The 12,826-nt window shown below is 46.5% G+C and carries 9 protein-coding genes; 5 read left to right on the forward strand and 4 right to left on the reverse strand.

Annotation, left to right across the window (positions count from 1 at the left end):
* Positions 1-288: 288 nt before the first annotated feature.
* On the forward strand, positions 289-465 hold the full coding sequence (locus QT974_RS20680) for a hypothetical protein (protein ID WP_333470301.1): 177 nt from the start codon (positions 289-291) through the stop codon (positions 463-465).
* Positions 466-543: 78 nt separating this feature from the next.
* Complete coding sequence (locus tag QT974_RS20685) at positions 544-900, forward strand: hypothetical protein (protein WP_333470302.1); 357 nt, start codon at positions 544-546, stop codon at positions 898-900.
* Between the two features lie 151 nt (positions 901-1,051).
* Here the strand turns inward: QT974_RS20685 and QT974_RS20690 are convergent, their stop codons facing one another.
* The 3 genes from QT974_RS20690 to QT974_RS20700 all read right to left on the reverse strand — a co-directional run bounded on the left by QT974_RS20690 (position 1,052) and on the right by QT974_RS20700 (position 4,834).
* Positions 1,052-2,017, reverse strand: a complete 966-nt coding sequence (locus tag QT974_RS20690; RefSeq protein WP_333470303.1) for a YegS/Rv2252/BmrU family lipid kinase — start codon at positions 2,015-2,017, stop codon at positions 1,052-1,054.
* Between the two features lie 274 nt (positions 2,018-2,291).
* A complete protein-coding gene (locus tag QT974_RS20695; protein WP_333470304.1) occupies positions 2,292-3,020 on the reverse strand; it encodes a DUF3891 family protein in 729 nt (242 codons plus the stop codon).
* Between the two features lie 221 nt (positions 3,021-3,241).
* On the reverse strand, positions 3,242-4,834 hold the full coding sequence (locus tag QT974_RS20700; RefSeq protein ID WP_333470305.1) for a metallophosphoesterase: 1,593 nt from the start codon (positions 4,832-4,834) through the stop codon (positions 3,242-3,244).
* Positions 4,835-5,428: 594 nt separating this feature from the next.
* On the opposite strand from QT974_RS20700, the gene QT974_RS20705 reads away from it, so the two are divergent.
* The gene (locus QT974_RS20705; protein ID WP_333470306.1) at positions 5,429-6,814 is read left to right on the forward strand and encodes a hypothetical protein; all 1,386 of its coding nucleotides are present in this window, start codon (positions 5,429-5,431) and stop codon (positions 6,812-6,814) included.
* Positions 6,815-7,005: 191 nt separating this feature from the next.
* On the opposite strand, the gene QT974_RS20710 is transcribed toward QT974_RS20705, so the two are convergent.
* Positions 7,006-7,404 (reverse strand): DUF4342 domain-containing protein, encoded by a 399-nt coding sequence (locus QT974_RS20710; RefSeq protein ID WP_333470307.1) that lies wholly within the window; start codon positions 7,402-7,404, stop codon positions 7,006-7,008.
* A gap of 592 nt (positions 7,405-7,996) precedes the next feature.
* Here QT974_RS20710 and QT974_RS20715 point away from each other — a divergent pair.
* A complete protein-coding gene (locus QT974_RS20715; RefSeq protein WP_333470308.1) occupies positions 7,997-10,816 on the forward strand; it encodes an AAA-like domain-containing protein in 2,820 nt (939 codons plus the stop codon).
* 471 nt (positions 10,817-11,287) lie between these two features.
* Positions 11,288-12,772 (forward strand): sensor histidine kinase, encoded by a 1,485-nt coding sequence (locus QT974_RS20720; RefSeq protein ID WP_333470309.1) that lies wholly within the window; start codon positions 11,288-11,290, stop codon positions 12,770-12,772.
* Positions 12,773-12,826: the final 54 nt, after the last annotated feature.

Consider the following 12,826-nt stretch of genomic DNA (forward strand, 5'->3'; position numbering starts at 1 on the left):
ACAGTCCGAGATTTCCACAGATATTCGCACAGTCCGACAGTCCGAGATTTCCACAGATATTCGCACAGTCCGACAGTCGGAGATTTCCACAGATATTCGCACAGTCCGACAGTCCGAGATTTCCACAGATATTCGCACAGTCCGACAGTCCGCCAGGGGTTGAAACCCCTGTCTCATAGCGAAAGTCCTCTAAAGAGGACTATGGAATCGTATTTTATTGGTAATTTTTAACTCACAACCAGGAGCATTTTGAATAAATTCTTCAGTCCTCTTCAGAGGACTTTAGCTATGAGGCTGGGGTTTAAACCCCAGCCGGACTTTCGCTCTCTCGGCGGGGGTTTAAACCCCTGCCGTACTGTCGGATTGTGCGAAGATATGACTGCGGAACCATTATCAAAAATATTACCATTTTTTTCTGAAATTGACAACGATAAAATAGAGAAAAAGCCGATACATATCGGCTAAAATTATCTCTAATATTAGTTGTTATCTCATGGTGAAAAAGCTAAAATATAGATAACTTACAAATAAATCTTGCTATCTATGAAAATACAATCTTCGGTCTTAGTCCACCTGGGATTTGGCAAATATGTACGATCGGACAAAGTGACAGCAGTAATCCCAATTGAAGCAGAACGCGGCCCCGGACGGCGCACTTTCGTGCACGTAGACGGCGAAGCAGACCCGATCGTTGCTTCGCGCGCTGAAGACACAATTGTCCGCGATTTGGTGCAGGAACCGCGCGAAATTACTCAAGCTCGCCAGCAACAAGAAATCCTCCAAGATTTGCTGGCAGATTTGAACAATGTTAACGTTACCGTGCGCCGAATTAGTCGCGATGAAGGCGGACTCGACCTCGAACTTTTAGAGCGCCGCATTCGCCAAATCTTAGAAGCATAAAAACAAAAGATGGTTCGTAGTGAGGACTTTAGTCCTTCTTCGCTAACAAAAGATGGTTCGATCGTTCGGAATGCGAGTCCTTCTTCGCTAACACTTAAGTTCTGAGGACTGAAGTCCTCACTACAAACCTTATTATGGATTTGTCTAAAAGTTAATTCTCCTTCAAAACAACTTCGATGTCCGCTAAACCGGTGAGTTTTTCGACCAGTGGCTCTTCTTCAAGTCGCGGTATGAAAATAGTTAAACCTCCGGGAATGCACTCAATTGAAAGCGGAGTCATGCCGACAATTTCTCCATCTACAACCACTTTTTGAGCAGGATCGGCACTGATTTTTACTTTTTTGGCGCGCAAATAACCGATGTCGTCGCGATCGGTAGGATTGCCGCTCAACGCTGTTTGCAAGAGGTGATAGGAAGCTGCGATCGCCCCAGCTTTATTTTGAGGCGCCACCAGCGTCACGTCCAGCAAGCCGTCATCAAAAATAATCCCGGCCGGGCCTTGAGCTAAAATCGATGTAGGCGGCGCTGCATTCGCCACTGTCACGGCCACAGCAGTAACGGTGATGATTTTATCTTCGGTTTCGATTTCGGCTTCAAATCTTTCTAAATTATTTAACTGTTTGATTCCCGAGAGAATGTAAGCCAGCATTCCCCAGCGATTCTTCATTTCGCGATCGGCCAATTCGACAGTTTCCGCCTCAAAACCCACTCCAGCTAACAAAACCATCGGCATTTTACCGTTACACATTCCCGCATCCACCACCCGCGTCAACCCTCCCAAAATAGTTTCGCAGGCGGTTTGGATAGTATTCGGAATATCCAAAGCATTTGCAAAAGCATTCGCAGTTCCCCGCGAAATAATTCCTAAAGGGATATTTGTCCCCACAATGGCGCCCGCAACTGCTGATAATGTGCCGTCACCACCGGAAGCAATAATTTCCTGAACTCCTCTAGCAACTGCTTCGCGGGCGAGTCGATCTGCGTCTAATTCTGGGGTGGTCAGCCGAATGTCTAAGTCAATAAACGGCTCTAACATTTCTTGAATTGTTGCTAAGTCTTGGTCGGGGTCGCTATTGCCGGCGACGGGATTGAAGATTAGGCAAGCTGAACGTTTCATATTTGGTAATAGGTAATTGGTAATGGGTAATTGCTGAACTAAAACCCTCGATCTTTTTCGTTTGTATCGAAGTTTCGATCCCCCTAAATTCCCCTTAATAAGGCTTACTTTGAGTGTTCTTGTCCCACCCCCTACTCCCCTTATTAAGGGGGGTTAGGGGGGATCGAGACTCAACTATAACCCGGATTTAGACATGGTTTTAACCTTAAGTTTACACAAAGGAAATGCCCGCCAAACTCCGACAACAGCCCTCACCTATTTTTCAGAGGTTTAATTAAGATTTGACAAAAGTCCACTCTAACTGTTTTCTAGGAGCATTGTGCAAAGCTTCCTTGATTTCCTGGTTGCTGTCGAACTTGACTCTATCCAAATGGCACGCTTCGACGTTCACAGTAAACTTATCGTCTTCAAAAGGCCAAGGAGTTACAGTCACCAGTTCGTTACTGTTCTGTACAATATCGTAGCGCTTGCCGTCCGGGCCGACACTAATTTCTAACGCTCGTTCTCCGGCGGGCAACTCGCCACTGCAAAGAATTAATGATAGCCGATCGCACCACTGGAAAAAAGCATAAGCCGATTCTGCCTCTTTTTGAGAAATTTTCAACTCCTCGCGCCATTTTTTTTGATTGGCGAGTTGTTCGTCGAGAAATTCGTCGAGTTCCTTCGACTCTCCCCGCTTACCTTCATTCAGATAGCTCATGTGCATCGAAATCAGCATTGCTACCCACCTACCGCGATAGAGGGAATTCTCGGTCATTCCTCGCATTTTAGGCACAGAAGTTTCCGTGTCCAAGGTAAAATCTAAGGGCGCGCCCGCTTCAGTCAAGATATCTTCTTCCCATTCTTTCTCTAAATCGTCGTGGTGGGAAATGGCGGCGATGGTTTCGTAAAGGCGAACCGGAGATTTCGATCGCTTCCACTGTCCGCCAAGTTGGGCGGCGAGCAAAGCGTGGGCGCGGTGGTAAATAATTTCCCAGCCAGTAGCGGTTAAGTTAGCAATCATTGATTTTTTTTCCTGAATTAAGTTGAGTGCAAAAATTGAATATTTCCGCGTTTGAGACAGAATCGAGAGAGTTTAAAACTCAGGAATTAAGCCGTTGGCTTTGGGAAAACAGCATTTGGTTCGATCGTTTGGACTTTAGTCCAGCATTTAGTTTGTAGTGAGGACTTTAGTCCTTCTAAAACTGAGGACTGAAGTCCAAACGATCGAACCTAGGAACGAAGTTAAATGACAAAAGGTTCGATCGCGATTTCCTGCCATTTCCCCTCAAATCGTTCGACAACCAAAGGTCGAACTCTGAACTTGGGGGGAGTCCCGTCAAGCACATCAATCCGCAAACACGAATAAGGACGACGTTTGTGGGAACCTTCGCCGCTGCGGCCGACAAATAGCAAAGATTCCGCTACCCGGTGGCTGGCTGTTTCAGAACCAGCCTCGCGCGCCAACCGATAAGCTTCCGGACTCGATCCTTCCTGCAATATCGGCCCTTCCGGGCGCTGGCGGCGGAGGCTGTGGCCGCTTCCCCCGCAGACAATCCAATTAATCCCAGAGTCGCCGTGTCCGGTATCCCCAGTGCGCAGGTATTCCAAACAGTGGGCGTGGCCTGTGAGTACCAAATCTACTAGGGGACGACCCCGCGCTGCTTTCCCAACTGCATCGGCCACCGCGTCGAGTACCTCGCGCAACCGCAACCGCACCGCCAAAGTTTGAGCTTGATTCCACTTTGTCGCCTCGGTGACGTAGGGGGGATGGTGCAGGTAAATTACCCGCCCCCGCACGTCTGAATCTGCCCAAGATGCAATCAATCGCCTTTTGAGCCATTCGAGCTGTTCCACGTCCGTGGATGCTGTTCTGTCGGGGGACAGTTGTTTGTCGATATCCATCAGCATTTCGTCAACTTGCTCTAATTTGGCGCGCAAGTCGTCTAGCTGTTCGGCTGCTTCGGGAATTTCCGGGTTGAGCCGATCGGACATTTCGAGCATTGCCAATTTTTCTTGTTCCAACTTTTGCCGATCGAGTTCCAAATTTTGGCGGTGAATGTCGCCCTGTTTGGTTTTCGGGATCGGTAAGGGTTCGTTGAAGGTATTGGAGTCGAGGGCGAAGAAGTCGATACCCCCGCTGCGAAACGTGTAATAGCGGTTGGGTAAGCGGGTAAAGCGTCCGGGTTGGTAGCGGATGCAGCGGCCTGTGCTGGTGCTGGCGGTGTAGTGGGCGTCTAGGTGGCGATCGAGTTCTCCCGGCAATTTGTGGGCCTTCAGGTAGTCCAGAAAGGCTTTCGCGTAGGCATTTCCGATCTCCGAACCGTGCCACCCGACATCGAGATCCAACTTGGAACCCAGCAGCCTCCGCAGCGGCAAAGCTGTCGCCGACAGAATGCCGTAGAATATGGGCAAGTCGTAGTAGTCGTGGTTTCCCGGTACGGGCAAAAACGGAAAGTTAAACACCATGCGATCGTAAGCAATCCGAGACGGGTGCTCGCCGCCCACTAGAAACTCGCGGTAGGGGCGAATAAAGTTTTGCAAGTAATATTCGCTGGAACCCACCAGATAAACTACATCGCCCGTATGCAGAGCAAAACGGCAACTTTGGCGTTCCGAGAGCATCAACTCGGCAACTTGGCGCTGGGGGTTGTGCCCGCGGTGGTTGCCGGTGCCGCTGTCGCCTGCGACTAAAAACGAAAATTCAGGACTGTCATCGGTTCGATCGTCCAAAACCATCTTAGTTTGGTCAATTCCCCGATCGGCGATCGACTTTTCTTCCCACCGCACCCGCTCGTTCATTTTGCGGATTTTGACTGTTATTCGCGGGTCGGACACGAATTTCACGCCACCTAGTCTCCCTAATTGCTCAGTATCCTAGTTAATTTTGTAGCGATCGATCGAGTTTTTACCTCTGTCTAAAAGCTGAACATCGCTCGATCGCTGGCGTGTGCGGGCTAAAATCAGGTTTCTGCTTGCCCTGGAGTCGATCGAACCCAGATTTATCCATAAAACCGGTTTTTTTGAAAGTTGGCGATAGTTGCGGTTGTTAACTCACAATTGTTTAACCAAAATGCAACTGCTTTGCCTGCGTTCCAAACCGCGATAGTCATAAGTCATTCCCAATCCTTTAATTTTTCAATCTACAATCTCAAATCTCAAATTTAAAATCTAAAATTGTATCATCAGTCAAATCTAATGTTATTGATGATACAGAACCTTTTAGTTCCCAGAATCGCGGCAAATTTTGAATTTTTAATTCTCTTCTCCCGCTCTCTCCCTCTCTCCCTCTCTTCCTCTCTGGCTTTTACCCCCCGATCCGATTATGGACAAAACCAAGTTTTGAGTCAGGAGCGATGGCACGATCGCAGCGCGTTTTGATACCATTCAATCAAGCCCAAGACAATCAGGGAATGTAGTGGAGGTGCCTAAATGGAGCTTTTCGGAGAACAAAAACGGTGTCTGGATGCTTTGGTAGCGTCGATCGAGCAATTGGGAGGTCGAGCAGATATTCCGAAGCTGGAGCAGATAGCAGAGCTGATCATTCAAACGATGAGGGGGCCTTGGCGCTACTTTCACACGTCGGAACACATTTTTGAGGTGGGGGGGTCAGTCGATCCGATCGAGGTGCTCGCTGCGCTGTTTCACGACCTCGTTTACGTGCAAGTCGATCAGGGCGTAAGTTTCAATATCAGCAGCGCCCTTTGTCCTTTTGTCAAAGAAGTGCGATCGCAGTTAGTGATTAGAGATGAAACCGAACTACCCGACGATACCATGTATCACCTCATGGCCTCTGTGTTTGGGTTTGCTCCTGGTAAAACTCTCTCTCCGTTTGCCGGCCAAAACGAATTTTTGAGTGCGGTGATTGCTGCTAAATCTTTGGAGCCTTTTTTGCCAGCAAGTGCGATCGCCGAAATCGCCGCTTGCATCGAAGCTACGATTCCTTTTCGTCCGATTTCGCCCAGCGGTTTGAGCGCGATCGAACTTTTGCACCAGCGCTTAGTCAGTGTAAATCGTGACTTTAATTTCCGATGGACTGATGCCCAAATCGCAGAAATTGTCAAGCGTGCTGTGAGGTTAGCAAATCGGGATGTAGAGAATTTTGCCTCGGCAAACTCCTCTAATTTCTTAGACAATACCTGGAATTTGATGCCGGAAACCAACCACGAATTGAGCAATGTCAATTCCTATACAGTTGCCGGATACCGCAAATCTCTGCAAAAAATGGAAGGGTTTTTAAACTTCCTCAAACCCGAACTGGTTTTCCAGCAGTTTATGCAAGAGCCGGGCGATGCAACCTACGCTCACATGATTGCCCAAACCAGGAAAAATATCGCAGTTGCTAAACTATATCTGGGTATCAAACTAATTACCATTGCCATTTTAGAAGCTCTTTCCTACCGTTTGGGTCGCGACATTCCGCTTTCTACGATGATGGGAGAATTGCGCACACCAGGATTTAAAACATCAGTTTTGGAGGACTATTTACCCAACAGACAGATCGCTTACCCCTTAGAAACTCAGTTGGAAAAAGAGGTTTTAGATTTGTTGGCAATAGGACGCAATCAAGAATCTCCCTATGATATTAAAAACTCTCCCGTGGCTACGTTTATTATCAAATCTATCGGCTTTGCGGAAACAGAAAACTTTTTGAAGAAAGCTCAAGAGTTTTTTGCCGGTCATATTTCCTCAGAACAGTTTCTGTCTTACTGCGCTCCCGATGTCATCGATACCATCTCCTCCGGGGTGATGAAACTCTTTGAAAGCAGGAAGACAGCTTTAGGGAAAGTTAAGTTAGCTCACCAAACAGTGTCTTAGCAGATGTTTGCAAAATCATGACTTACGCACAGGCTAATTTTATAGGTGCGCCCGCCCTACACCTTACGCCGATAATTCCCGCGTAAAAACTATTTTTGCGTAAGTCCTGATTCACAAAAAGCAGACTTGACTCCTCACGCTCTCTCCCGCGAAATTAACCTAACATCAGCATGACTGGCTTTGCCAGTTTTTTACTCTTTTCTTTCAATGATAATTGTCATGTGAGCGACTAATGCACCGATCGCTCCTACTGCTGCAATCACTGGAAACAAAGTCGCACTGATGACTCCGCCCACTACTCCCACGGTCAGAGGAACTTCTACCAAAATCCTTCCCTCTTCATTTTTGATAATCAGGCGGCGGATACTGCCTTCGTGAATCAGCTCTTTCACTTTAGCAACTAAATCGTCGCCGTTAATCTTCAACTCTTCGACGCTAACTTTGTCCTGACTATAAACAGGGGTTTCTAAAGGAGTCGCTTCAAAGTTAACCTGAGTAACTTTTTCGGCAGAAACTTTTCCCGATACAGGTATTGATTCGAGTTCTCTTGCCCCGACAGGTTCTTGCAGGCGATCTGTAGGTGTGTCCATTTTTGTTCTCCTTTTGGATAAAAGTATTTTTGTATAGAATTCTTTAAAAAGATAACACGCAACTTTTGTCGATCAATCATACTTTTGGGTGATATTAAGGCATTTACGGTGAAGGTACGTAGATGACCTCAGAAACCGGGTTTCTGCGAAAATTTTTGGTAACTCAACGAAAAAAATCCGATAAACCCGGTTTCTCGCCCCCCATTTGTCTGAGACTGAAACTCTCTGTGCTTGTGCCGCTTGGTTAACTGTCTGGATATCGCCCTCGCAGCGCAAGAGCCTCCAAAAACCTCCGATCGATACAGCCACAGGATTAGAGCTACTTTCACACTTTGAGATATTCAGACTCAGCCGATGTACAGGTTGAAATACTGACATTGTACTGAAAGTGCGATCGCCCTGCCGTTTATAGACTTAACACATCTCGTTCGGCAAACCGCACATGGAAACCGTCGCTTGCTTCTCTCCAATGTCATTTCAATTTAGCTCAGTGCGATCGCCCAAAAAAACCAGACCTCCTGAGGTTCCTCCCAACAACATCCTAGAGTTTTTAATGAGAATTGCCTAAAATAAAGGGGAAGCAGAAGTAATTATGACAGAAATATTATCGCAACCAAACCAATTATCTCAACTTGAAGTTGAGGTTGGGGCAAATTCTGGTAAAATAGAATTACTTCCTTCTGCTTCCCCTTTATTTCCTGTGTCCGATTTGCCAGCAACAGAATTTGCATATCAAGTTGGTGGCAGTTTGCAGGCGAATGCTCTTACCTACGTCACCCGATCGGCAGATACCGAACTTTATGACTCGTTAACAGCAGGCGAATTTTGCTACGTGCTCACCTCCCGACAAATGGGAAAATCGAGTCTGCGGGTGCAAACAGCACGCCGCTTGCTTGCAGAAAACATTGCCTGCTCAATTGTTGACATCACGGGAATTGGTACGGCCCAAATCACTCCCGTGCAGTGGTATGCAGGCTTTACAGCGACTCTCGCCAACAGCTTTAAAATTAAAATGAATGTCAGGACTTGGTGGCGCGATCGCGAACACCTGCCGCCAGTCGTCAGATTAAATGAATTTATCGAACAAGTATTGCTACCTGCGATCGATCGCAATATTGTAATTTTTATCGACGAAATTGACAGCATTCTCTCCCTGAACTTCTCCAGCGATGACTTTTTTGCCTGGGTGCGCGGCTGCTACAACAAACGCGCCGAAAATCCCGAGTACAACCGCCTGACTTTTGCCTTATTTGGAGTCGCAACACCTCAAGATTTAATCTCTGACAAAACCCGAACTCCGTTTAATATCGGCCGCGCCATTGAACTCAAAGGATTCGATCTTGCCGAAGCCGCACCTTTAGTCAGAGGATGGCCAGAAAAAATCGATAATTCCCAAGAAATACTCAAAGAAATCTTAGCTTGGACTGGAGGACAGCCATTCCTTACTCAAAAACTTTGTCAATTAACTGCTGAAAAGTTAGCAGCAGAAACCAGCCGCGATTGCCATAGCCCAACCAACTGTCAATTATTCATTGCCGAATTAGTGCAGTCTAGCACCGTAGAAAACTGGGAATTTCAAGACGAACCGGAACACCTCAAGACAATTCGCGATCGCCTCCTGAGAAATCAAGAGCGCACAGGTAGTTTGCTAGGAATTTACCAACAAATTCTAGCCGATCGTACTGTTGAGAACGACCAATCACAACCAGCAGAAACATTAAAAATCGAAAACAATTTATCTAAATACAGTTCCGAAAAAGTGGAACTTTTACTGTCAGGTTTAATTGTCACAGATCGAGGGCGACTGAGAGTTTACAACCAAATTTATGCAGCGGTTTTTAACCGAGAATGGATACAGCAAGAGTTAGCTAAGCTCCAGCCTTACTCCGAGTCGATCTGCGCTTGGTTCGCCTCCAACCAAACCGACAGTTCCCGCTTGCTGCAAGGCAGAGCTCTGGCAGAAGCCTTAAGCTGGGCGGCAGACAAAAGTTTGAGCGATCGCGATTATCAATTTCTCTCAGCCAGCCAAGAACTAGAAAATCAGGAATTTCAAAGAGCTTTGGCTCTCGAAAAAGCAGCCTCCCAAATATTAGCAGAGGCAAATTTAGTATTGACCAAAGCTCAGCATAAAGCCAAGCGAACAGTCCAATGGAGTTTGTTCGGACTCGCTGCAATATCTGCGATTTCTGCCAGCGTCGCTATCCACGCTGAGCGAGCTGCCACCCGCGCTCAAAATCACAAAAAACAAGCAATAATTACTCAAATTGAAGCCCTAAATTCCACTGCTAGTATTTCCCTCAGCTACGACGACCTAGGAGCCTTAATCGCCGCCATCAGCGCCACCAAAAAATTGCAAGAAATAGAGGTTTCCCCAGCGCTAAAAGCACAGACAGTAAATATATTGCACCAAACGCTGAATGCAGTACGAGAACGCAATCGTTTCGCTAATGTGCATACGGCTAACTTCAGCCCGGACGGCAAGTTAATTGTGACTGCCGACGACAAATTTATTGTTAAAGTTTTTCAACTTAACGGTAAAGTAGTCTTGAGTTTGCCGGGACACAGCAACTCAGTTACAGAGGTGGTTTTTAGTCCGGACAGTCAGTTAATGGCTTCTACAAGTTTTGACAAAACTGTCATGATTTGGCGCCGCGACGGCCGTTTACAAAACACTTTAAAAGGACATCAAGATTTAGTTTGGAGCGCGACTTTTAGCCGGAATTCAGAATTAATTGCTACCGCCAGTTCCGATCGAACGATTAAGATTTGGAGTGCAGGCGGTGTTTTGCTACAAACTTTAACAGGACATAGTAGACCAGTGACATCAGTCAGGTTCAGTCCTGACGGCAATCTGTTGGCTTCTACCAGTCAAGATCGAACTGTGAAACTTTGGAAACGCACCGTCCAAGGACAGTTTAGACTTGAGAAAACTCTTTTGGGACACCGAGATGAAGTCTGGGGCTGCAATTTTTCGCCAGATGGCCAGATGATTGCTTCAGCGAGTCACGATTGGACGGTGAAACTTTGGACTCATGGTGGTAAGTTGCTCAAAACTCTCGACGATTCTACAGCAGGTTTGGGCAGTGTTAGTTGGAGTGCCGACAGCAAGTTGCTCGCAGGGGGCAGCACGGATGGCAAGGTGAGGGTTTGGCGGGCTGACGGTACTTTGCTGCAAACTTTAAAGGGACATCAAGCCGATGTGTGGAGCGTGAGTTTTAGTCGCGATCGCACAACTTTAGCATCTGCCGGCAAAGATGCGTCCGTGAAGCTTTGGAGTCTCGCTCCTGCTAAAGTAGAATCTGCCGAACTTGACAAATTGGTCGCGGTCGGTTGTCGCTGGCTCGGAGACTACCTGCAATACAATCCGCGTGTTGAGAGCGATCGGCACTTGTGCCAAAAAACTGACAATTGAGATTTCTGGCGAATTACCAGAAACAGGTTGTGCTTCAATTCTCTAAACGGGCGATCGGCTCCAGATTTGTCGCTACTATTGTCTGGATTATCATATAATTTGAAGTAAGGGGTAATAGCAAATGTCCTCGCCCAGGTCGCGGATGTCGATAAATCCGAACCAAATTCATGTTATGAAACATTCAACCTAGTGATAACTGCTAGATTCGGGTGAGTGAAGTTTAGGATAGATTAAATTTACTAAATATTCAGGTTTCAAAGGTGTGTCTGCTGTTAAATTAATCTAAGCTCCCATATCGTTTCTGGTGAAACCAGCACAATTTTATCCAAAAAAATCGTGTTAATTAACTGGATTGGAACGAGCAGAGTGGAGTTGATTGCCAAGCTATGACAAAAGTTGAAAATACAGTGCAAATAGTACGCAATACTCTACTGGGCGAACCGCAACTGCCAATTACCAAAGGAGGGAGCAGTGTATGAAACTGACGGGTTGAGTCGCCTGAAATCGCCGCTCGGTTTGCGATCGACTCTAGAGGAATTAACCCTATACAAGTTTGTCTTAGAGTCAGACTGTCTGGGTAGCGAAGTTGCTAAAATTTTCCAAACTCATCCTTTACTTCCCGGCATCATCATTACTGAGAAAGGAAAGTTTACAGGGATGATTTCGCGGCGGCGTTTTTTTGAACACATGAGCCGTCCCTACAGCTTGGAGTTATTTTCCCAACAGCCTTTGTTGGTACTCTACCGCTTTACTCAAACTGATATATTAGTTCTCGATCGCAAAACCTCAATTATGACGGCTGTGCGGCAGTCTTTGGAGCGATCGCCCGAACTGCTCCACGAACCAATTGTCGTGGAGGTAGAGCCGGACAATTACCAACTTTTAGACGTTCACCAACTGCTGCTTTCTCAGTTGCAGATTCACGAGTTAGCAACCGTAGCGATGCGGGAATCCCAAGCACAATTGAGGCATCAAGCCCAACAGCTCGAACTGGCGCTCCTGGAACTTCAGCGCACTCAAACCCAACTAATTCAAACAGAGAAAATGTCTTCTTTGGGGCAGTTAGTAGCAGGCGTAGCCCACGAAATAAACAATCCCATCGGCTTTATCTACAGCAATTTGTACCATGCTAAAGACTATACTGAAAGTTTAATGCGGATGCTTTGTCTGTACAAGCAGCACTGTCCCGCACCCATCCCAGCCATTGAAGCCGAATCTGAAAAAATCGAACTCGATTATTTGCTGGAAGATTTGCCAAAAGTATTATATTCCATGCAGCAAGGTGCAGAAAGGGTGCGCGACATCGTTTTATCGCTGCGAAATTTTTGCAGGTTAGATGAAGCCCAAATGAAGCAGGTCAACATTCACGACGGTATCAACAACACTCTGATGCTTTTGCAAAGCCAGCTTAAAGGGAAACCGGGGCAGGAGGCGATCGCAATTCACAAAGAATACAGCGACTTGCCGTTGGTACAGTGCTATCCCGGACAGCTAAATCAGGTGTTTATGAATATTTTAGTTAATGCCATTTACGCTCTTGTCGAGTGGAACAAAAATCAAAATATAGATCAAAAAAGCCCGAACAATTCGCAATCAGCCGAGCCAAATCATGCCCCTACAAATACTGAGTCCTCGATTTATAACTCTACCCGCCTAGCTCCTACCATTCGGATTCGCACCGAGTTAATCGATCAAAAACAGGTAATAATTAGGATTTTTGACAACGGCCCGGGGATGACAGAAGATGTTCGGAAGCGCTTGTTTGACCCTTTTTTTACTACTAAGCCTGTCGGTCAAGGCACGGGTTTGGGACTGTCAATCAGCTATGAAATTGTTGTCAACCAACACCGCGGCGAATTGAAGTGCTTTTCTGAACCGGGAAAAGGAACAGAATTTGCGATCGAGATTCCGCTTCAACAGTTTTCCTCAGCACAGCTTTTACCTTGCTTTGCATGATAGACTTGAATTGCAAAAATCGGAAAACACCCTAAAATTATCTGCGTTTATCTG

This window comes from Microcoleus sp. BM001215392, from assembly GCF_036700185.1.
Taxonomy (GTDB): Bacteria; Cyanobacteriota; Cyanobacteriia; order Cyanobacteriales; family Microcoleaceae; genus Microcoleus.